The following is a 20,153-nucleotide window of genomic DNA, read 5'->3' as shown; positions in this document are numbered from 1 at the left end:
GCGCACGATCGAGGGGGAGGACGACGGTGCTGGAGGAATGGATCGAGGCGGTCTGCCTCGAACTGGGCATCGACCGCGACCGGGTCGACCGTGACCTGGTGCTGGACCTGGCCAAGGACGTCGCCCACGGGGTCGCCCGCCCCGGCGCGCCGCTGACCACGTTCATGCTGGGCGTGGCCGTCGGCCAGGGCGCGAACGCGCGTGACACCGCGGCCAGGATCACCGCGCTCGCCGAAGGCTGGAAACCGGAGAAGAACGAAGGCTAGGGCGCCTCGCGGTCGGCGACCGGGACCACGTCGCGCAGGAAGTCGCGCCGGTCCAGGAACGCCGACAGCGACTCCTTGTGGTCGTCGCAGGCCAGCCAGATCTTCCGCCGGTCCGGCGTGTGGATCTTGGGGTTGTTCCAGCGCAGCGCCCACACGGCGTCGGCGCGGCAGCCCTTGGCGGAGCACTGGAGCTCGTCGTTCACCCCTTCACCCTGGCATACCGCCTGATCGCCAGCGCGCCCAGGCCCGCCACCAGCACGCCGCCGAGCAGCGCGGCGCCGACCACCGCGTTCTGCCGCCGGACGCGCGCCGGGATCTCGGCGTACGGCACCGTGGAGAACGACACCAGCTCGTACCGCGAGACGTAGCGGCCGCCGGATCGGCGCTCCAGCGCGTGCTGGGCGGCCTGACGCAGCCGGAAGACGGGCGAGCTGACCCGGTCGCGCATCTCGATGAAGTTGTCCAGCGCCATCTCGGCGATGACGTCGGTGTTCGGCTTGCGCCGCTCCTGGTAGAGCGACAGCGCGCGCGCCCAGTCGCCGTCGGTCTCGCCCAGGCACTGGTCGATCTCGATGCAGTCCTCGAACGCGCAGTTGGCGCCCTGGCCGAAGAACGGCACGATCGCGTGCGCGGCGTCGCCGATCAGCGCCACGATCGCGCCCTCGCCGTAGCGCACCCACGGCCAGCACCGCACCGTGACCAGCGACCCGACCGGGTTGTGCGCGTAGTCGTCGGCGAGATCGGGCATCAGCGAAGCCACGTCCGGATACTCCGCGGCGAAGGAGGCGGCCACCTTGTCGGGCGTGTCCAGCGCCGCCAGCTCGCCCTTCGGCCAGAACAGCGTGCAGGTGAACGAGCGGTCCAGGTTGGGCAGCGCGATCATCATCGACGTGCCGCGCGGCCAGATGTGCAGCGCGTCGGGATCGAGCGCGAAGTCGCCGTCGCGCGGCGGGACGGTCAGCTCCTTGTAGCCGTGCTCCAGGAAGTCCTGGTCGCAGTCGAACCCGCCGTCGGACTCCAGCGACCGGCGGACCGCGCTGTAGGCGCCGTCGCTGGCCAGCACGATCCCGGCGCGTTCGGTCCGGTCGGAGTCCTCGAAGTGCAGGAGCCCCGCACCCGCGTCGACCGCGTTCACGCGTTCGGAGAACCGCAGCGTCACGCCGGGCGTCGCCTCGGCCGCGTCCAGGAGCGCGGCGTTCAGCTCGGCGCGGCTGATGGAGTTGATGTGGCGTTCGCCGTCGGCGCTGTAGGGCTGGAAGTTCGGCTTGGCGCCCGTCGGGTGCACCATCCGGCCGTGCATCGGCAGCGCGCGCTCCAGCGCCTGCTTGCGCAGCCCCACCTGTTCCAGCGCCGCGAGCCCGCGCGCCGAGATGGCCAGGTTGATGGAACGACCGCGCTCGGGTCCGGCGACCCGCGGATCAGGTCGCCGCTCGTACACCGTCACCTGCAGGCCGCGCCGCGCTAGCAGCGTGGCCAGCAGGCACCCCGCCAGCCCGGCCCCGACGATCGCGACCCGTTCACTCTCAGGAGTCATGAACGGGACCCTCCTCGATCCGTGACCGGACCTCCCACAGATCCGGGAACGCGGGCGTGAACAGCGTGGAGCGCAGGTAGTCGGCCCCGGCCGAGCCGCCCGTCCCGATCTTGGCGCCGATCGTCCGCTCGACCATCTTGACGTGCCGGTAGCGCCACTCCTGGATGCCCTCGTCGACGTCGACCAGCGCCTCGCAGACCTCGATGGCCGGACCGCTGTCGTCGGCGTAGACCTCCAGCAGGATCTTCTGCACGCCCTCGTCGGCGTGCCACGGTTCGGCGGGGTCGCGGTTCAGCGCCTCCTCCGGCACGGCGTGGTCCTGCCCGGCCAGGTAGCGCAGCAGCGAGTCGAACAGCGAACGCCGCGAGACCGCGGCCTGAAGCCGCTCGTCGCCGCGCAGGTCCGACGCGGGGAACACGCGGCGGCCGAGCACCGCCTCGATCTCGCGGAACTGGGCGGACTGGAACCCGCTGGAGGTGCCGAGGGCGTCGCGGAACGAGGCGAACTGCCGCGGCGTCATCGTCTCCAGGATGTCCAGCTGGCCCACCACGGTCTTGAGGATCTTGGCGATGCGCCGCGCGGTGTGCAGGGCCCCGGCGCTGTGGCCCACCTCCAGCCGCCGCTGGAGCTGCTCGGCCTCGTGCAGGATCTGCTTGAACCACAGCTCGTAGACCTGGTGGATGACCACGAAGAGCATCTCGTCGTGCGCGCCGGTGGCCGGTTCCTGGCAGGCCAGCAGGCGGTCCAGGCGCAGGTAGTCGCCGTAGGTCATGGCGGGTGCGTCGCCCATCCCCGCATCCTCCTTGATGTCAGGATGTTCTCCGCACCATCTTGGACCGCTCCCGTCATGGCCGGAACCGTGGGATCTCGTCCAAGGCTATGACGATACTGTTATACCGGCGAAACTTCACCCCGCGGTGCCGGTCCTGTAGGCCGATTGTCACAGGCCGCTCCTAGCCACGCGGGCTGGGAGGGAGGTTAATGGAAGTGTGACGCCCGAGGGTCCGTCCGCTCATTCCATCGGCCGCCGCCTGGACGAGATCCACGCCCGGCTGTGGGAGCTCTTCGCACGCAACGAAGAACTGGACTTCCTCGGCAGGCCCCTGCAACCGCGCCGGACCCGTGTCCGGCGTTCCGCGGAACTGGTGGAGATCGCCAAGGTCCGCGCTCAGGCCGCCGCCGACGCGGCACAGCGGGCCTACCAGAACGCGGCGGAGGTCCACGAACGCGCCGCCGCGCTGCACGACCATCTCGTCGAGTCAGGGATCGGCGACATCGGACGGCATCGTGAACGCGCCCGCGACCATCGCTCCCTGGCCGCGGCAGACCGTTCGACCGCCGCAAGAATGCGACACAGGTCCTCGGCTCGTGCGGGGGTGAGCTTGAGGAGGGCGTGAACCCGAGATGCAGACAGCGCCAGGACGCGATGTCGTCGTGGTCGCGGCTTCAGCAGGAGGTGTCGAGGCACTGATGAGATTGGTCGCCGGTCTGCCCGCTGGGCTCCCGGCGGCGGTCCTCGTCGTGCTGCACGTTCCGGCGACCGGCGGCCACGCGCTGCCCAGGATTCTCGACAGAGCGGGCGTGCTGCCCGCCGCGGTGGCCGTCGACGGCGCCCAGCTGGAGAACGGCCGCATCTATGTGGCGCCTCCCGACCACCATCTGCTGGTGAAGGATCACGCGATCCACGTCAGCGCCGGTCCCCGCTACCACGGCCACCGCCCGGCCGCCGACCCGCTGCTGGTGAGCGCCGCCAAGGCCGCCGGCGCGCGCGTCCTGGCCGTGGTGCTGAGCGGCACCCTCGACGACGGCGCGGCCGGTTGCGCGGCGGTGGTGAAGGCGGGCGGGATCGTGGCCGTTCAGGAGCCGTGCGAGTGCGCCTACGACGGCATGCCGCGCGCGACGCTGAACGCCGTGCCGACCGCGGCGCGGGTGCCGGTCGCGCGGCTCGGCGCCTACATCGACCGGCAGAGCAGGCGGGAGGCAGGGGACGACTCGTCCCGGGACGAGTCGTCGAGGACCGGGCGGGGCTGAGGCCTCCCAGAGGCCCGGATGGGCCGGGCGGGCCGGAGCCCGGACGCGGCCGAGGCGGAATCGAGACGAGAAGGCGACACGGATCTCCCTTGACCTATGCGGCGTTGCCTCCCATCCGGCGTACGCTTCGTAGGCGTGGCGGACAATGCGGCGACCGGCGACGAGAACGGCCAGGAGTTCGAGGATCTCCTGCTGATGCTGAAGGAGACCCGAGGCTTCGATTTCACGGGTTATAAACCGACGACCTTGACACGCCGGATCAAGCGTCGGATGGACGCGCTCGAGCTGAGAACGGTGGAGGAGTACCGGGACTTCCTGGAACTGGAGCCCGAGGAGTTCGCCCGCCTGTTCGACAGCCTGCTGATCAACGTGACCAGCTTCTTCCGCGACCCGCCCGCGTGGCGGGCGCTGAAGGAGACGGTCCTGCCCGAGCTGCTGGCGGCCAAGGACCCCAGCCGCCCGATCAGGGTCTGGAGCGCGGGCTGTGCGACCGGCGAGGAGGCCTACACTCTGGCGATCCTGCTCGCCGAGGAGCTCGGCGCGGACGAGTTCCGCGACCGGGTGAAGATCTACGCGACGGACCTGGACGAGGACGCCCTGCACCAGGCGCGGACCGGGTCTTACACCGAGCGGCAGGTGGCCGAGGTCCCCGAGGAACTGCGACGGACTTACTTCGAGCCGGCCGGACCGCGTTACGCGTTCCGCCGGGACCTGCGCCGGCAGGTCATCTTCGGGCGCAACGACCTCACCCACGACGCCCCGATCTCGCGCGTGGACCTGCTCGTGGCGCGCAACACGCTGATGTACTTCAACGCCGAGACGCAGACGGGCGTCATCCGGCGCTTCCATTTCGCGCTGTCCAACCCAGGCTACCTGTTCCTGGGCAAGGCCGAGATGCTGCTCAACCACGGCGACCGCTTCGAGCCGCTCGATCTGCGCAAGCGGCTGTTCCGCAAGATCCCGAGCGTGCCGCCGAGCGGGTTTCCCTACAAGGCCTGGGACGAGGGGGCGACGCCCCGGCTCACCACCAGCAAGCTGGAGCAGGCCGCGCTGAACGCCGGGTCGGTCGCTCAGATAGCGGTCGACTTCGAGGGCCGCCTCGCGGTCGTCAACGCCCGGGCGGAGATGCTGTTCAACCTGCGTCCCCGCGACCTCGGCCGCCCGTTCCAGGACCTGGAGGTCTCCTACCGCCCCGTGGAGCTGCGCTCGGTGATCGAGCGGGTGAAGAAGGACGGCAGGGCCGTCGAGCTCCACGACATCGTGTGGCACCGCGCCGCGGGATCCGAGCCGAGCGTCTACGACCTCCAGGCGGTGCCCTTGTTCGCCCAGCCCGGCGAGATGGCGGGCGTCGCCATCAGCTTCTCCGACGTGACCCACTACCGGCGGCTGCGCGACGAGCTCGAGCACTCCAACCAGGAGCTCGAACGGGCCTACGAGGAGCTGCAGTCACTGAACGAGGAGCTGGAGACCACCAACGAAGAGCTCCAGTCCACCAACGAAGAGCTCGAGACCACCAACGAAGAGCTCCAGTCCACCAACGAAGAGCTCGAGACCATGAACGAGGAGCTCCAGTCGACCAACGACGAGCTCCAGGAGATCAACGACGCGCTGCGGATCCGCAGCGAGGAGCTCGACTCGGCCAACTCCTTCCTGGGCTCGGTCCTGCGCAGCCTGGGCTCGGCGGCCGTGGTGGTCGACCGGGACCTGCGCGTCCAGGTGTGGAACAAGGGGTCGGAGGAGCTGTGGGGGATGCGGGCGGAGGAGACGCAGGGGCGTGAGCTGCTCTCGCTCGACATCGGCCTGCCGCTCGCCGAGCTCGAACCGCCGCTGCGGATGCTGCTCGCCGAGACCTCCCTGAACGGGACGGGCGTTGCGGTCGACGCGGTCAACCGGCGCGGCCGCTCCGTGCGCCTCACCGTGGAGTTCAACCTGCTCCGCGACGAGGAGGGCCAGGTCAGGGGAGTGATCATCATCATGGATCACCTGACCGGCGAAGATAATTGACGACACGGAAAGTGACCGCGTGAAACCCTTCCACTTTAAGGTGGAATTGGGAGAATGCCAGGTACCGATGACCTTGCGACGAAGGGGGCGTGACGATGCCCTCACAACCCGACTTGGCGGCCTTCAAGCGAGGCCTTGACGCTTTCACCGGACGCATCAGCGCCCTGCGTGCCGACCCCGCCGTCGAGACGGCGCTCATCGAACTGGAGAACGCCGAAGAGGAACTGCGGGTCTGTGCCGAGGAGATCGAACGGCTGGCGCTGCTCGGCGGCGACGACGCGCGGCAGGGCGCGATGCTGCGGCGGGCCTTCCAGGACCTGCCGACGGCGGTGTTCGTTCTCGACCGCAACGGGGTGATCAGGGGCCTCAACCGGCACGCCGCGGCGATGCTCGGCGTCACCGCGTTCTACGCGGTCGGCAAGCCGTTCGCGGTGTTCGTCGAGCTGCCCTGGCGCGTCTCGTTCCGCTGCGAGCTGTCGGATGCCATGCGCGAGTCCCGGCTCGGCCTGGTCTCCTGCCGGGTGGGATCGGGCGGGCGTCGGACGCCGCCGCTCGAGCTGCGGCTCACCCCGCCCGAGACGGCCGACTCCGAAGAGGCGCTGATGCTGATCACCGTCGATCCGGCGCCGCCCGAGCACGAGCATCAGGAGATCATGGCGGCGGCCGGGGACGTGCGCAGGCTCGACATCATGGGCCGCATGACCCGCATGCTGCTCGGCGCGGGCGAGCGGGACCAGCCGCCGCTGCTGGACCGGGTGGCCGGCCTGCTGGCGGGCGAGTGCGCCGACTTCGTGGTGATCGACCTGGTCGAGGACCGGGCGGTCCGGCGGGCTTCGGTGGCGGGTCCGGGCACCGGCGACGGCGCGGCCGCGTTCTCGGTGCCCGAGGCGCTGGACCGGCTGGACCCGAGCCGTTCCCAGGTCACCCGCTACATCGTCGAGACCGGCGAGTCGATGCTGCACATCCCGCTCTGGGAGGAGGGCGCGCTCGGCGGCGACGGCGAGGCCGTGCCCGTCGTCCGCGCGCTCGGCACCGGGGCCGCGGCCGGGGTCGCGATCCGCGACGACACCCACGTGTACGGTGCGCTGCTGCTCATCAGGGAGAAGGACCGCCCCGCGTTCACCATCACCGACCTGGCGCTCTACGAGGAGCTGGGCGTGCACATCGGGATGGCGCTGGAACGCGAGGCGGACCAGGGCAAGGACTAGGGCAAGGACTAGGGCGTCAGGCGGGGCGCCAGTAGATCGACTTCACCCAGATCGTGGCGACCGCCTCGATGGCGCGCTCGTCGTTGAAGTCGGTGGCGACCTGCTCGCCGCCCTGGCCCTGCCAGATGTAGCAGAAATGCTCCAGCATGGCCGACAGTGCCGAGGCCGTGAGCACCGGATCGACGCCGGGGCAGAAGCCGGCCCGCTGGGCGCGGCGGACCTCGGCGGCGATCCGTTCGATGGCCTCGGCTCGGATCGCCAGCCAGCGGTCGCGGAACTCCTCCTCCAGCATGCTGGCCTGGAAGACGCCGATCAGCTCGCCGCGCCGCCGCGCGTAGGTGCGCCAGAAACCCGCGACGGCCTCGCGCAGCGCGTCCTCCGACGACAGCCCTTGCCGGAACGGCAGGACGGCGAGCTCGGTTGCCTCCTGGTGGAACTCCTCGGCCAGCGCGATCAGCAGCTCGGCCTTGGTCTCGTAGTAGTTGTAGAACGAGGCGACCGACTTGCCCGCCTCGGCGGCGATGTCGCTGATCTTGGCGTTGAAGTAGCCCTCGCGGGCGAACACCGTCCGGGCCGCGTCGCGGAACGCCTGGTCGGTCTCGCGGCCCTTCCTGGTGCTCTTGGCGGGGCGCTCGCCGGCGCTCGGGCGCGCCTTGGTGATGGTGTGCTTCTTCATGACCGGCGCCAAGGCTATGACACCCGGCGGTCGCGGCCGGCCCAGTGCGGGTCGCGCAACGCGGATTTGACGATCTTCCCGGTGGCGTTACGCGGGAGGCCGGGGGCGAAGGTGACGCCGGTCGGGCACTTGAACCCGGCCATCCGCTCCCGTGCCCAGGCGATCATCTCCGCCTCCTCGGCGCCGTCGGCCGCGACCACGACCGCGTGGACGGTCTCGCCCCAGGTGTCGTGCGGAACGCCGATCACCGCGACCTCGCGCACGTCGGGATGGCGGGCCAGCACCGCCTCGACCTCGGCGGGATAGACGTTCTCCCCGCCCGTCACGATCATGTCCTTGAGCCGGTCGACGATGGTCACGTAGCCGGCCTCGTCCACCGCGCCGATGTCGCCGGTGCGGTAGAACCCGTCGCCCGTCATCACGCGGCGGGTCGCCTCCGGGTCGTTCCAGTAGCCGGGGAACGGCGCGGCGCCGCGCACCTGGATCTCGCCGAGGTCGCCCAGGCGCACCTCCCAGCCCAGCGAGGGACGGCCCGCGGTGGCGAGCCTGCCGAGCGCCGGGTCGTGGTCGGCGGGCGGCAGCGTCGTCACCGGCAGGGGACCGGTCTCGGTGGAGGCGTAGTTCTGCCGGAACCGGCAGCCGAGCGTCTTCACGGCGAGCCCGAGCAGGTCGGGGGAGATCGGCGACGCCCCGTACACGACCTCCACGAGGTTCGACAGGTCGGGCGGCACGTCGCGGCGGCGCACCTCCTCGGTCACCGCGCGGATCAGCGTCGGGACGAGCTGCGTCAGCTGGATCCGGCGCGCCGCGAGCTCGTCGACGAACCCCGCCGGGTCGAACGCGCCGAGCACGCGCAGGCTGCCGCCGGTGAACATCGAGTAGACCAGGTTGGCCAGCCCCGCGATGTGGAAGAGGGGCAGCGCCGACAGGTGCCGCGCGCCGGGGAGCGCCTCGGGCACCTCGAGCTTCATGAACGTGACGGCCCCGATGAGCTGCTGGTGGGTGACCGGCACGAGCTTGACCCGGCCCGTGGTGCCGCTGGTGTGCAGCAGCAGGCACGGTTCGGGGCCGCGCAGCCGCTCGACCGGCCGTTCCGGAACGGGACCGGTCGCCGGCTCGTCCTCGATCCGCAGCACCGGCACGCCCGGTGCGCCCGGCGCGCCGACCAGCTCCGCGCACGCCGCGTCGGTGACGATCGCCGCGGGCCGCATCAGCTCCAGCAGCGCCGCCAGCTCGGGCGGCGCCAGCCGCCAGTTGACCGGCGCGGGCAGCGCGCCCGCCCGCATCAGGCCGTGCAGCGCCACCGCCCACTCGGCGCGGTTGCGCGCCACGACCGGCACGACGTCCCCGGGGACGATCCCGGCGGCCGCGTAACCGGCCGCGGCGCGTTCGGCCGCCGCGGCCAGCTCGCCGTAGGTGAGCTCGGTGCCGAGGTCGTCGGCGATCGCGACCTGGTCCCGGCTGACGGTGGCCCGCCATTCCAGGACGTGGATGAGCGACAGCACCTCAGACCGTCGAGGCGGATCGGGGCCGCCGGTCGGAGGCGGTCTTGGGCGTGTGCCCGACGTCGCCGGGCTGGGCCAGCTCGCGCCGCCAGCAGGCGAACTCCAGCAGGATGCCGTCGGGGTCCTGGAAGTAGAACGAGCGGATGTACACGTCGTCGTGGAACTCCGGCGCGTACCCCATCGGGCTGTCGTCGTGGTCGATGATCGGGGCGACCTTGACGCCCTTGGACTTGAGCTTGGCCCGGTACTCCAGGAAGCGCTCCTCCGGGACGCTGATCGCCACGTGGTTCATGGTGCCGACCGCGGTGGTGAAGTCGCCGATGCCGGGCGAGGTCGTCGCGGTGGAGACGCCGGGCACGGCGTCCGGGGCGTCCTTGAACCAGAAGAACGCCAGCAGGTTGCCGCCGCCCATGTCGAAGAAGAAGTGCTGCCCCGCGTCCATCGGCAGGTCGATGGTCTTCACCAGCCGCATGCCGAGAATCTCGGTGTAGAACTCCACGGTCCGCTGCATGTCCGAGCAGACCAGGGCCAGATGGTTGACCCCGCCGAGCTCGAACTCGGTGTTGCGCCACGTCATGGAACTGAATCTAAACTCAGTTTCGGATTTACGCTAGCCTTCGAGGCGAATCAGATTCGGTTCGGGTTCGCGCCCGGGGTCGAGGAGGTCGGGATGACCGAGGTCGTCAGGGAGTTCGTGGGGCTGCCGTCGCCCCTCATCGGGAGGGCCGGCGCGGGCGGCCATCCCTGCCAGGGGGTCTATCACCGGCCGGCCGGCGCGCCGCCGAAGACCGCGTTCATCGCCACCCACTACAACATCGACTTCTCCGAGCACTACCTCGCCGAGCACATGGCCGCGCGCGGCTACGGCTTCCTCGGCTGGAACACCCGCTTCCGCGGCGCCGAGGCCTACTTCCTCCTCGATCACGCGCTCGCCGAGATCGGCGTCGGCGTCCGCTGGCTGAAGGAGCAGGCCGGGGTCGAACGGGTGATCCTGCTCGGCAACTCCGGCGGCGGCTCGCTGATGTCGGCCTACCAGTCGCAGGCGGTCGAGCCGAACGTCACGCCGGTGGCCGGGATGCGCCCCGTTCCGGCGATCGAGGACCTGCCCGCCGGAGACCTGTACGTGGCGCTCGCCGCCCACTCGGGCCGCCCCGAGGTGCTGACCGCCTGGATGGACCCCTCCATCACCGACGAGACCGACGCGCTGTCGGTCGACCCGGCGCTCGACCCGTTCAACCCCGAGAACGGCCCGCCCTTCAGCGCGGAGTTCCAGACCCGCTACCGCGCCGCCCAGCGCGCCCGCAACGAGCGGATCACCGACTGGGCGCTGGAACGGCTCGCCGCGCTCAAGGACACCCGGGCCCGCGACCAGCTGTTCAACCTGCACCGCACCTGGGCAGACCTGCGCATGATCGACCCCTCCATCGAGCCGTCGGACCGCAAGCCCAACTGGTGCTACCAGGGCGAACCGGTCAAAGCCAACTACGGCGTCTTCGGCATCGGCTCGCTCTGCACATTGCGGACCTGGCTGTCGATGTGGAGCCTGCGCACCTCGCAGTGCATCGCCGCGCCGCACCTGGCCCGGATCACCGTGCCCTCACTGGTCATCCACGCGACCGCCGACGAGTGCGTCTACGACAGCGACGCGCGCGCGGTCTTCGACGCCCTCGCCGCGCAGGACAAGCGGCTGGAGTTCGTCAAGGACGAGCACTACGTGCGCAACTCCCGGCCGCAGGTCGCCGACCTCATCGACGGCTGGGTGCGCGAGCACTGACCGCCGCGTCCTCGCCGCCGGGCCCGGCCAGCTCCGACAGGTCGCGCCCGGCGGTCTCGGGCAGCCGCAGCAGCACCGGGATGACCGCGACGGCGACGGCCATGACGAGCAGGCCGGGGCTGAGCCGCCAGCCCGTCCAGCGGATCAGCACGTCGGCCAGGAAGGGCGACAGGCCGCCGAACGCCGCGGTCGCCATCGTGTAGCCGAGCGCCAGGCCGCTCATCCGGCCCGCCGTGGCGAACTGCTCGGGCACGGTGGCCGCCGCCGCGGCGCTGACCGCGCCCGCCCCGGCCGCCAGGATCACCGCGCCCGCGATGCCGCGCGCCCAGCCGCCGCTCGCCATCAGCGCGAACATCGGCAGCGGCAGGACGACGAACACGGCCGTGAGCGCGAGCAGCATCGGACGGCGCCCGAGGCGGTCCGACCACGCCCCGATCGCGGGCGTGACGACGATGACCGCGACCGCCGCGATCGTCGACATGGTCAGCGCCTCGCCGTCGGTCACCCCGCCCACCGAGGTCAGGTAGGTCGGCACGTAGGTGACGGCGACGTAGTAGGTGGCCGAGCCGAGCGCCGAGATCGCGAACGTGCGCAGGATGGCCCGCCACTGGTGCCGGATCACGTCGGCGAGCGGGTTCTTGGGCAGCTTCCCCTCGGCGCGGGCCTGCTCGAACGCGGGCGTCTCCTGGACCGTGGTGCGCATGACCAGCGTCAGCAGCGCCAGGAACCCGCCGAAGAAGAACGGGATCCGCCAGCCCCACGCGTCCAGGTCGCTGGTCGCGAGCAGGCCGACGACCAGCGCGCTCACCCCGGCGGCCAGCAGCGCGCCGACCTCGCTGGCGGCCGAGGCGAGGCTGACCACGAACCCGCGGTTCCTCTTGTCGGCGCTCTCCACCAGCATCGTCAGCACGCCCGAGTACTCGCCGCCCACCGAGAAGCCCATCGCGCAGCGCAGCAGGAACATCAGAAACGCCGCGCCCACCGGCAGCAGCCCGGTCGCGAACATCGCCACCGTCATGATCGTCATCGAGATCAGCAGCACCTGCCGCCGCCCGATCCGGTCGCCGAGATGGCCCAGCACGCCGCCGCCCACCGGCCGCAGCACGTACGCCACCGCGAAGACGCCGAGCGTGGCCAGCGTCGAGTTCTCGTTCCCACCGAAGAAGACCCGCGCCAGCACCGGCGTCAGGTAGAGGTACAGCGTGAAGTCGTACCACTCGACGATCGTGGAGAACGCGGCGATCAGCATGGACCGGCGCGGCACCACGGTGACGGGCGCCGCGGTCAGCGGGACCGTCACCGCTTCGGGACGTGGGTCGTCGGCCTCATAGGGGGACGATTCCCCTGGAGCCGGCCCGGTCCGTCAACCGGTGGTAATGCCGGGCCCATCTTTCGGATCGCCCGCCCGGAGCGGGGCGTTCTCGTAGCGTCCCTCGTGGGCCAGGATCGGGCGGCGATCGCCCGCCAGCTCGGGATGCCGTTCCTCCAGGGACCGCCGCTCCTCGGCCGTGCGGCGCAGCCCGGCGACGTAGTCGCGGTCGGCGCCGTAGGTGCCCCGCCAGGTCTGGGGCATCGCCTCGTTCGGCGGGGGAAGATTCGCCGCACCGGCCAGCCCGCAGCGGCTCGGCACCTTGGCGGTCGCGGCGCCGCACTCCCGGCAGTCCGGCAGCGCCGCGGTGAACGACTGGATCACCTCGAACCGGTGGCCCGCCTCGCACTTCAGCTCGTAGATCGGCATCGGCGCCTCACCACAGGGCGATCGAGCGCTTGAAGATCTCGGCGATGACGTCCGCGGACACCTCACGGGGCGAGGTCGCCAGCAGCCGCTGCTGCTTCATCGTGCCCTCCACCAGCGCCGGGACGTCTCCCTCGGTGTAGCCGACGCCGCCGATCCCGTCCGGGATGCCGATGTCGTGCATCAGGCTGAGCAGGGCGCGCGGCAGGTGCTCGGCCGGGTCGTTGGGCCGGTCCAGGTCGGGCGCGAGCAGCTCGGCGGCGTGCACGTGCCGTTCGGGCCGGGCCTGGTAGGTGAACCGGAACGCCTCGGGCGCGGTGAGCGACACCGACATGCCGTGCGGCACCATCGGCTCCTCGTCCGGGTAGCCCTCCGGGCGGAAGCTCTTGACCTGACCGGCGATCGGATAGGCGTTGGCGTGCGGGATGTGCACCCCCGCGTTCCCGAAGCCCAGGCCCGCGAAGGTCGCGGCGAGCGCCATGTCCGCGCGCGCCTGGCGGTTGTCGCCCTCGCGGACCGCCGTACGGAACGACTTGGCGAGCAGGGCCAGCGACCGTTCCGCCCACATGTCCGACACCGGGTTGGCGCCGCAGTAGGGCACACGCTGCTCGGGAGACTTGCGCTCGTAGGAGTCGTAGGGGCGGGCCGTGTAGCTCTCCAGCGCGTGGCAGACGATGTCCATGCCCGAGGAGGCCGTCACCCCGGACGGCTGCGAGACGGTCAGGGCGGGATCGACCACGGCCAGCGCCGGCCGCAGCCTCGGATGGCTGATCCCGGTCTTGACCTTCAGCTCCAGCACGTCCAGGACGCACACCGTGGTGCTCTCGGCGCCCGTCCCGGTCGTCGTCGGCACCGCGACCAGCGGCAGCAGCGGGCGCTCGGGTGCGCGGCCCGCGCCGACCGGCGGGTTCAGGTATTCGCTCAGGTCACCGTCGTTGGTGGTCAGCAGGTTGATCGCCTTGGCGGTGTCGATGCTGGACCCGCCGCCGACCGCCACGTAGGCGTCGTACGGGCCGTTCGCGCGGGCGTGCTCCAGGGCGGCGCGCATGCTGGCGTCGGTCGGCTCGACGTGGACGCCGTCGAAGACGTCCGCGTCGATGCCATAGGTCTTCATCGCGTCGGCGATGCGCTGCGGGCCGCCGGTCGCCGCGACCCCCGGGTCGGTCACCACCAGCGCCCGCCGCGCGCCGTACTGCGCCAGGTCGTAGCCGATCTCGTCGGCCGCGCCCTCGCCGAACTTCAGCTGCGGGGCGCCGTAGGTGAAGACGGTCTCCTCGGTCATGAGTAGAAGCCCTCCGGCGCGCGGCGCATGCCGCGCAGTTGGTCGGCGTCGTGACCGAAGACCACCGTGGCGTCGTTCTTCTCGGCCAGGAGCCGGATCTTCTCAACGGACGAGTACCAGGCTCCCAGATCGTTGACGATCGCGGCCGGGGTGGCGGGCGGCCCGTAGGAGTCGCCCAGGTAGACCGCGTCCGAGGTGAAGATCATCATGCCGGTGTCGGGCAGGTCGACCGCCATCGCCATCGTTCCCGGCGTGTGCCCGGGGGCCTCGACCAGCGTCACGCCCGGCAGGATCTCGGTGTCGCCCGACACCGTCTCGAAGTCCAGCCCCTCGTAGTCGGACTTCAGGTGCGCGCCCTCGAACGCGCCGCTGATCCCGAACGCGAACTCCTTCTCCTTGTCGTTGCAGACCAGCCGCGTGCTCGTGCCCGCGAACTGCCGCACATTCCCGGCGTGGTCGAAGTGCAGGTGCGACAGCACCACGTATTCGAGGTCCTCGGCGCCGACGCCGAGCTGCCCGAGCCGCTGGTCCAGGTACTCCTCCTCGGAGACCCGGTCGTAGGGGAAGAACTCCTGCAGCCCGGTCGGCTCCCAGCGGGTCTCCCAGTCGCGCGGGCAGCTGGTGTCCCACAGCAGCGTGCCCTCCGGCGTCTCGACCAGCACCGCGTGGGTCGTACAGGCGACCCATTCGGGCGGCCTGTCCTTCTCGGCGCGCGGCCGGATCGTCCTGCCGGCCTTGAGCAGCAGCCAGGTGAGGTCGCAGCTCATCGCCCCGCAGTCCAGAATGTGCAGCTTCGTCGCCGCCATCGGGCACCTCCGTGGAACGGGTGACCTTTCCACCGTCCCATCGGAAGTGGATAAGTCAACGATGGGCAGTTCTCGACCTACCAGCCTGTTTGGGGTATGCCTGACCGCATGAACGGCTACCAGGAACGGCCCTGGCTGGCCAGGTACGACCAGGGCCTGCCGGCCGACCTCCAGCCCGAGTACACGAGCGCGCTGGAGATGTTCGCGGCGACGGCGGCGGCGCACTCCGCCGCGGACGCGATCCGGCATTTCGACGAACCCATCAGCTGGCGTGAGCTGGACGTGCTGTCCGACGCCTTCGCCGCGGCCCTGGCCGACCTGGGGTTCGCCCCCGGCGAGCGCGCCGCCCTCTACCTGCAGAACGTCCCGGAATTCGTGATCGCACTCCTCGGCGTCTGGAAGGCGGGCGGCGTCGCGGTCACGGTCAACCCGATGAACAAGTCCCGCGAGCTCGACCTCATCCTGCGCGACTCAGGCGCCACCGTGCTCGTGTGCCTGTCCGAGCTGTACGACGAGGTGGCCCGCGACACCGTCACCGGCACCGACGTGCGGACCGTCGTCACCACCGAGGACCTGGCGCGGATGCTGGAGCGCTTCCTCGGCCAGGGCCCGCCGCCGCCCAGGTTCGGGCCCGGCGACGTGGCGGTGCTGACCTACACCTCCGGCACCACCGGGCCGCCCAAGGGCGCCATGAACACCCACGGCAACCTGGTCTTCAACGCCCAGACCTACCGGGACTGGATCGGGATCGGCCCCCTCGACGTGATCCTCGGCGTCGCGCCCCTGTTCCACATCACCGGCCTGGTCGGGCACGTGATGCTGTCGCTGCTGACGGGCGCGCCGCTGGTGCTGATGCACCGGTTCGACCCCGAGCGGACGATCGACACGATCCGGGCCGAGCGCGCCACGTTCACCGTCGGGTCCATCACCGTGTTCATCGCGCTGATGAACGCCACCAACGCGAGCAAGGACGCGCTGTCCAGCCTCACCAAGGTCTACTCGGGCGGCGCTCCCATCCCGCCGAGCACGGTCGCGGCGTTCCAGGACAGGTTCGGCCAGTACATCCACAACATCTACGGCCTCACCGAGACGACGTCGCCCTCGCACGCCGTCCCGCTGAAGGCCGAGGCCCCGGTCGACAAGCTGACCGGCGCGCTGTCGGTCGGCGTCCCGGTCTTCAACACCGTCGTGCGGGTCGTGGGGGAGGACGGCCAGGACCTGCCGCCCGGCGAGATCGGCGAGCTGGTCACCTCCGGGCCGCAGGTCGTCCCCGGCTACTGGAACAAGCCCGGCGAGACCGAGCACGCCCTGCCCGGCGGCGCCCTGCACACCGGCGACGTCGGCTACATGGACGCCGACGGCTGGTTCTACCTGGTCGACCGCAAGAAGGACCAGATCAACGCGGGCGGTTACAAGATCTGGCCGCGCGAGGTCGAGGACGTCCTGTACGAGCATCCGGCCGTCCGGGAGGCGGCGGTCGTCGGGGTGCCCGACGAGTACCGGGGCGAGACGGTGAAGGCGTACGTGAGCCTGCGCCCCGGTGCCGCCGCCTCTCCGGACGAGCTGATCGATTTCTGCAAGGAACGGATGGCCGCCTACAAGTACCCGCGCGAAGTCGAGCTCCTCGACGACATTCCGAAGACGGTCACGGGTAAGCTCCTGCGCCGCGAGCTGCGCACCCGCTCCGTCCTCGAAGCCGCGCCCGAAGCCTCACCCGGACCAGCATCCGAACCTACGCCCGAGCCGTCGCCAGGGCCCGAATGATCTCCTCGCTGAAGGTGTTGCCCTGCGTGTCCTCCACATGGGCTCGCAGGGAGACCGCCTCGGCCCCCTTGGGCGGGTCGAGGCGGGCGGTGTAGGAGTCGCCGTGCCCCTTGCGGACCTGGACGTCGCGCCAGGTGGCGCCGTCGTCGTAGGAGACCGCCAGGGTCATCGTCCGGGAGGGGATCTGCGGTGAGCCCTGCTGGTGCCCGGCGGTGAGCGTCACCGTCCGGCCGCGCAGCCGGTTCTGCAGGTCCAGGGGCGCGTCGACGCCGATCAGGGGGAGCGGGAGGACCGCGCGCCGATCCTCCGCCGGGCGCGCGGACCGGAACGTCCACACCGCCTTCGTCCGGGTCGACAGCTTGGCCCAGGCGGCGCTGTTGTCGACGTCCTGCTCGATCCGGAACGCGGCGTCCTCGGCCGGGACCGCCACCTGCCCGCGCGGCAGGTAGCGCGTCTGCGCGATCAGCTGGTCGTCGCGGTAGACCCGGAAGTCGGTCGAGAGGCCGTTCGCGAACATGCTGGTGTAGGCGTCGGCGGAGTTGCCCGCGGCGTCGGTGAACCCCTTGGTCCGCAGCGCGATGACGTCGCCCTCGCGGTAGGTCGGCGACTTGGGGTTGAGGCCGGGCGCGACCGGTGCCTTGAGCCAGTCCATCTCCGTACGGCCGCCCGGCCTGACGTCGGTGTGCGGCGCGTCCAGCACCATGCGCGGGGTGTCGGGACGAGGCCACTGGTGGTTGTACGGGCTCTCCGGCGCGATCATCGCGGAGTCCCAGCGGGTGTCGGGGTCGGGCGTCACGTACTCGGTCCTGGCCCGGGGCGCGCCGATCAGCGGGTGCATCGTCGCGAGCGCCACATCCTCCCAGGGACGCAGATGGAAGCGCATGGTCTGCGCGGTGAGGTCCACGCCCGGCTGGCCGTGGTAGCCCGCCTGGATCTGGGCGAGCCGCCGGTCGCGCACGGTGTAGTGCAGGTCGGACGGGATGCGGCCCTTCTCGGGGAAGATCAGGTCGTAGAGGTACGGGCTGGCGGTGACGCCTCGCGCGTCGATCGTCACCCGCCCCTTGGCCAGCAGCTTCAGCAGGCCGACGCCCTGCTCATGCGGCAGGTGAACGGTCGGCACGTTCAGCCGTGTCCCGTACTCGGCGTCGGTGTAGAGGCCGGGTGTGTCGTTGTAGACGGCCACGATCCTGGCGCCCGCCGCCGCGGCGGCGTTGGCCTGCTGCGCCACCGGGATCTGGTCGGAGCGCCGGATGAGCGCGAGCTTGCCGCGCAGATCCCGCCCGGCCAGCCCCTGCGCGCTCCCGTCGCCCGCGTCGACCAGCGACAGCGACGCCTTGCCGTCGAACCGCGGGAACTCGGCGGAGACGTCGCTGAAGAACTCGGGGCTGTAGTAGCCGGCGTCCAGCCGCACGTTCCCATGCCCGCGCGCCCGCAGCGTGATGGCGGGCGCCTCCAGCCGCCACCTGGTGTAGGCCTCGAACGAGCCGGTGCGGACCGGCCGCGTCGGCTGCATGTAGGCCCGTTCCTCCATCTGGTGGCCGCCGACCAGGAAGCCCTGCCAGACGCCCGTTCCGTGCGCGGGCGCCCGGTACCACTTGATGTGGCTGAGCCCGCCGGTGTTGGCCTTGGTCTCGTGGTCGGGAGTGGAGACCGTCACCTCCTTGGCCTTGCGCGCGTCGAGCACGATCTCGGTGTCCTTGGTGATGGTCACCTCGGGGTCGCCGACGATGCTGCGGTTCAGCGGGGTGCCGTCGGCGGTGCCGTCCTGCGACAGCGGCATCGTGTAGACGAAGCCCATCACCGAGTAGGTCCCCGGCGGCACGCTGACGCAGGAGCTCGTGCGGTCGCCGCAGGGCTTGGCGGGGTCGCCGGGCAGCATCCGCCCGGCGTCCAGGGTGCCGTTCTGGACGTCGAACACGCGCACGATGCCGCGCGCCGGGCGGCCGAACCGGTCGATCGCCTTGACGTGCAGGTCGACCGCTCCGGCGCCCGGGTCCTCGGTGGCGGTGCGGGCGGAGCGCGGCGCCTTCTCGCCGCGCGCCAGGCGCGTGACGTTGAACGCCTCCATGTCGGTGAGCCCGGCGAGCGAGTCCTCCGGTACGACGTAGAGGTTCCCGGCGCGTCCGGTGGTGAGGAACGCGGGCGGCGCGCCGTTCTTGCGCGGGGCGGCCTGGACCTCGCTGACCTGGGTGCCGTCGGCACCGGACGCGACGGTCACCTTGTCGCCGGTCGGCAGCGTCACGGTGGTGGGCGTGGGGGAGTCCCAGGTGGCCGTCGCGGGGGCGGCGGCGTGTCCGGGCGTGGCGGCGAGCGCCGTGACGACCAGGGTCAGCGCGGCGGTGGCGGCGATGTGGGGAAGCGGTGTGCGTCGCATCAGGACAGGTGCTCCTGGATGAGTCCGAGGTACATGACCTCGCGGGCGCCGGGGTTGAAGGCGATCGTCTTGATGCCGTCGTACTTGTTGCGGGTGATGGTCAGCTTCCCGGTGCGGCTGTCGAAGGCGTAGAGCTTGGTGCGCTGCCAGGGGTCGCCGTACTCGAAGTAGACCAGGTCGCGGTTCCACGGGCTCGGCTTGACCAGGCCGCCGTTGGTGACGGTGACCTCGCCGCCCTGGTCGACGATCGGGCGGAACGAGCGGCCGCCGTCGGAGGACCGGTAGAGGTGCCGGCCGTCGCTGGGCGCGTCCTCGTTGGACTCGGTGATGTCCAGGCCCTGCGCGTAGACGACCCGCGAGTCGACCGGGGAGAACGCGACGGTGAAGGCGTTCACCCGGTCGCCGGGGCCGCCGATCGTGATCCGCCGCCAGGTCCGGCCGCCGTTGTCGCTGACGAACCCGCCGAGGTCGGTCATGCCGACCACGATCCGGTTCGGCCGCGTCGGGGCGATGCTCGCGCCGTAGACCAGGTAGTCGCGGCCCGCCTGCTCGACCGGCGCCCTGCCCGCGACGCGGAAGGAGCGTCCTCCGTTGTGGGAGTCGACTACCGCGCCCTCTTCGGTGACGCCGCGCAGGTGCCAGGGGTTGGACCGTTCCGCGTTGAGGGTGATGAGGCCGCCGAGGCGTTCGGTGTCGATCACCGCGCCGCCGGTGACCGCGCTGCCGTCGGCGCGGTACACGCGGTCGCCGCGGAACGACCACAGGTAGGCGCCGCCGTCGCGGGTCGGGACGACCGACCAGGTGCCCTGGTGGGGCAGCGTCGCGGTGTTGCGCCAGGTGCAGCCGGAGTCCGCCGAACGGGTGACCCGGCCTTTCTGGTCGACCGCCAGCAGCTCGTTCGGCCTGGCCAGCGGCTCCAGGCCGGTTACGTAGGTGACCCCGCCCATGACGCCGCTCGTCGGGGCGATCGTGGTGCCGGCGTCGCGGGTGAAGGAGACGGATCCGTCGCTGGTCACCGTCTCGCAGCCGGGCGCCTGCCACCGGTGGCCGGGTGCGGACGCACGGGCCGCGGAGACCGGCGCCAGGGCGAGGCCCGCCGCGGCGATCACTGCCATCAGGCTTCTCACGTGGGACTCCTCTGGACATAGGGGCTATGTCTAGGAAGTAGCGTGATCCACCCGGCGTCGTCCATGA

General features: G+C 71.2%; 19 protein-coding genes. 7 read left to right on the top strand and 12 right to left on the bottom strand.

The genetic code is table 11. The features are described 5' to 3' along the window. The first annotated feature begins 26 nt into the window (after nucleotides 1–26). Nucleotides 27–266 (top strand): DUF6457 domain-containing protein, encoded by a 240-nt coding sequence (locus tag J4573_RS22670; RefSeq protein WP_208257809.1) that lies wholly within the window; start codon nucleotides 27–29, stop codon nucleotides 264–266. Here the strand turns inward: J4573_RS22670 and J4573_RS22665 are convergent. The 3 genes from J4573_RS22665 to J4573_RS22655 are packed head-to-tail and all read right to left on the bottom strand — an operon-like array spanning nucleotide 263 to nucleotide 2,590. Then, nucleotides 263–469, bottom strand: a complete 207-nt coding sequence (locus tag J4573_RS22665) for a hypothetical protein (protein WP_208257808.1) — start codon at nucleotides 467–469, stop codon at nucleotides 263–265. The genes J4573_RS22670 and J4573_RS22665 overlap by 4 nt on opposite strands. After that, the gene (locus tag J4573_RS22660; protein WP_208257807.1) at nucleotides 466–1,800 is read right to left on the bottom strand and encodes an FAD-dependent oxidoreductase; all 1,335 of its coding nucleotides are present in this window, start codon (nucleotides 1,798–1,800) and stop codon (nucleotides 466–468) included. Before J4573_RS22660 ends, J4573_RS22665 begins: the two co-directional genes overlap by 4 nt. After that, the gene (locus tag J4573_RS22655; RefSeq protein ID WP_208257806.1) at nucleotides 1,790–2,590 is read right to left on the bottom strand and encodes a tryptophan 2,3-dioxygenase; all 801 of its coding nucleotides are present in this window, start codon (nucleotides 2,588–2,590) and stop codon (nucleotides 1,790–1,792) included. The genes J4573_RS22660 and J4573_RS22655 overlap by 11 nt, the downstream gene beginning before the upstream one ends. Before the next feature lie 199 nt (nucleotides 2,591–2,789). Here J4573_RS22655 and J4573_RS22650 point away from each other — a divergent pair, with 199 nt between their 5' ends. The 4 genes from J4573_RS22650 (at nucleotide 2,790) to J4573_RS22635 (ending at nucleotide 7,043) form a co-directional block, all read left to right on the top strand. Next, entirely contained in the window at nucleotides 2,790–3,197 is a 408-nt protein-coding gene (locus J4573_RS22650) for a hypothetical protein (protein WP_208257805.1), read from the top strand. Between the two features lie 7 nt (nucleotides 3,198–3,204). Beyond that, nucleotides 3,205–3,831, top strand: a complete 627-nt coding sequence (locus J4573_RS22645; RefSeq protein ID WP_279575553.1) for a chemotaxis protein CheB — start codon at nucleotides 3,205–3,207, stop codon at nucleotides 3,829–3,831. Nucleotides 3,832–3,966: 135 nt separating this feature from the next. Beyond that, entirely contained in the window at nucleotides 3,967–5,835 is a 1,869-nt protein-coding gene (locus tag J4573_RS22640; RefSeq protein ID WP_307796795.1) for a CheR family methyltransferase, read from the top strand. Nucleotides 5,836–5,930: 95 nt separating this feature from the next. After that, nucleotides 5,931–7,043, top strand: coding sequence for a PAS domain-containing protein (locus tag J4573_RS22635; protein ID WP_208257802.1), 1,113 nt, complete (start codon nucleotides 5,931–5,933; stop codon nucleotides 7,041–7,043). Nucleotides 7,044–7,059: 16 nt separating this feature from the next. On the opposite strand, the gene J4573_RS22630 is transcribed toward J4573_RS22635, so the two are convergent. Genes J4573_RS22630 through J4573_RS22620 form a run of 3 tightly spaced genes read right to left on the bottom strand, consistent with a single transcriptional unit; the run spans nucleotide 7,060 to nucleotide 9,801 of the window. Then, nucleotides 7,060–7,719, bottom strand: coding sequence for a TetR/AcrR family transcriptional regulator (locus tag J4573_RS22630; RefSeq protein ID WP_208257801.1), 660 nt, complete (start codon nucleotides 7,717–7,719; stop codon nucleotides 7,060–7,062). A gap of 14 nt (nucleotides 7,720–7,733) precedes the next feature. Continuing rightward, the gene (locus J4573_RS22625; RefSeq protein WP_208257800.1) at nucleotides 7,734–9,224 is read right to left on the bottom strand and encodes a class I adenylate-forming enzyme family protein; all 1,491 of its coding nucleotides are present in this window, start codon (nucleotides 9,222–9,224) and stop codon (nucleotides 7,734–7,736) included. Nucleotide 9,225: 1 nt separating this feature from the next. Further along, entirely contained in the window at nucleotides 9,226–9,801 is a 576-nt protein-coding gene (locus J4573_RS22620; RefSeq protein WP_208257799.1) for a VOC family protein, read from the bottom strand. 93 nt (nucleotides 9,802–9,894) lie between these two features. On the opposite strand from J4573_RS22620, the gene J4573_RS22615 reads away from it, so the two are divergent. Beyond that, complete coding sequence (locus tag J4573_RS22615) at nucleotides 9,895–10,998, top strand: alpha/beta hydrolase (RefSeq protein ID WP_208257798.1); 1,104 nt, start codon at nucleotides 9,895–9,897, stop codon at nucleotides 10,996–10,998. Here J4573_RS22615 and J4573_RS22610 read toward each other — a convergent pair. The 4 genes from J4573_RS22610 to J4573_RS22595 form a co-directional block, all read right to left on the bottom strand. Beyond that, nucleotides 10,970–12,298, bottom strand: coding sequence for an MFS transporter (locus J4573_RS22610; RefSeq protein WP_208257797.1), 1,329 nt, complete (start codon nucleotides 12,296–12,298; stop codon nucleotides 10,970–10,972). The genes J4573_RS22615 and J4573_RS22610 overlap by 29 nt on opposite strands. Nucleotides 12,299–12,361: 63 nt before the next feature. After that, complete coding sequence (locus J4573_RS22605) at nucleotides 12,362–12,736, bottom strand: FmdB family zinc ribbon protein (RefSeq protein WP_208257796.1); 375 nt, start codon at nucleotides 12,734–12,736, stop codon at nucleotides 12,362–12,364. A gap of 7 nt (nucleotides 12,737–12,743) precedes the next feature. Next, complete coding sequence (locus J4573_RS22600) at nucleotides 12,744–14,015, bottom strand: hydroxyacid-oxoacid transhydrogenase (RefSeq protein ID WP_208257795.1); 1,272 nt, start codon at nucleotides 14,013–14,015, stop codon at nucleotides 12,744–12,746. Continuing rightward, nucleotides 14,012–14,821: an N-acyl homoserine lactonase family protein gene (locus tag J4573_RS22595; protein ID WP_208257794.1), complete on the bottom strand. Its 810-nt coding sequence runs from the start codon at nucleotides 14,819–14,821 to the stop codon at nucleotides 14,012–14,014. The genes J4573_RS22600 and J4573_RS22595 overlap by 4 nt, the downstream gene beginning before the upstream one ends. Nucleotides 14,822–14,917: 96 nt before the next feature. Between J4573_RS22595 and J4573_RS22590 the strand changes: the two genes are divergently transcribed. Then, entirely contained in the window at nucleotides 14,918–16,585 is a 1,668-nt protein-coding gene (locus J4573_RS22590; RefSeq protein ID WP_243773422.1) for a class I adenylate-forming enzyme family protein, read from the top strand. Here the strand turns inward: J4573_RS22590 and J4573_RS22585 are convergent. Then, nucleotides 16,554–18,959 (bottom strand): PA domain-containing protein, encoded by a 2,406-nt coding sequence (locus J4573_RS22585; protein WP_208257793.1) that lies wholly within the window; start codon nucleotides 18,957–18,959, stop codon nucleotides 16,554–16,556. The genes J4573_RS22590 and J4573_RS22585 overlap by 32 nt on opposite strands. Further along, the gene (locus tag J4573_RS22580; protein WP_208257792.1) at nucleotides 18,959–20,086 is read right to left on the bottom strand and encodes a WD40/YVTN/BNR-like repeat-containing protein; all 1,128 of its coding nucleotides are present in this window, start codon (nucleotides 20,084–20,086) and stop codon (nucleotides 18,959–18,961) included. Before J4573_RS22580 ends, J4573_RS22585 begins: the two co-directional genes overlap by 1 nt. Nucleotides 20,087–20,153 lie beyond the last annotated feature (67 nt).

The organism is Actinomadura barringtoniae (assembly GCF_017573505.1).
GTDB classification, from domain to species: Bacteria; Actinomycetota; Actinomycetes; order Streptosporangiales; family Streptosporangiaceae; genus Spirillospora; species Spirillospora barringtoniae.
Note: the sequence above shows the minus strand (reverse complement) of the source record. Positions and strands in the feature narration are given on the sequence as shown.

Excerpts from the sequence above, each read along its gene's own strand:
- J4573_RS22660 (WP_208257807.1), bottom strand. The coding sequence starts at position 1,800 with ATGACTCCTGAGAGTGAACGGGTCGCGATCGTCGGGGCCGGGCTGGCG.
- J4573_RS22655 (WP_208257806.1), bottom strand. The coding sequence starts at position 2,590 with ATGGGCGACGCACCCGCCATGACCTACGGCGACTACCTGCGCCTGGAC.
- J4573_RS22645 (WP_279575553.1), top strand. The coding sequence starts at position 3,205 with ATGCAGACAGCGCCAGGACGCGATGTCGTCGTGGTCGCGGCTTCAGCA.
- J4573_RS22635 (WP_208257802.1), top strand. The coding sequence starts at position 5,931 with ATGCCCTCACAACCCGACTTGGCGGCCTTCAAGCGAGGCCTTGACGCT.
- J4573_RS22630 (WP_208257801.1), bottom strand. The coding sequence starts at position 7,719 with ATGAAGAAGCACACCATCACCAAGGCGCGCCCGAGCGCCGGCGAGCGC.
- J4573_RS22620 (WP_208257799.1), bottom strand. The coding sequence starts at position 9,801 with ATGACGTGGCGCAACACCGAGTTCGAGCTCGGCGGGGTCAACCATCTG.
- J4573_RS22615 (WP_208257798.1), top strand. The coding sequence starts at position 9,895 with ATGACCGAGGTCGTCAGGGAGTTCGTGGGGCTGCCGTCGCCCCTCATC.
- J4573_RS22605 (WP_208257796.1), bottom strand. The coding sequence starts at position 12,736 with ATGCCGATCTACGAGCTGAAGTGCGAGGCGGGCCACCGGTTCGAGGTG.
- J4573_RS22600 (WP_208257795.1), bottom strand. The coding sequence starts at position 14,015 with ATGACCGAGGAGACCGTCTTCACCTACGGCGCCCCGCAGCTGAAGTTC.
- J4573_RS22595 (WP_208257794.1), bottom strand. The coding sequence starts at position 14,821 with ATGGCGGCGACGAAGCTGCACATTCTGGACTGCGGGGCGATGAGCTGC.
- J4573_RS22590 (WP_243773422.1), top strand. The coding sequence starts at position 14,918 with ATGCCTGACCGCATGAACGGCTACCAGGAACGGCCCTGGCTGGCCAGG.
- J4573_RS22585 (WP_208257793.1), bottom strand. The coding sequence starts at position 18,959 with ATGCGACGCACACCGCTTCCCCACATCGCCGCCACCGCCGCGCTGACC.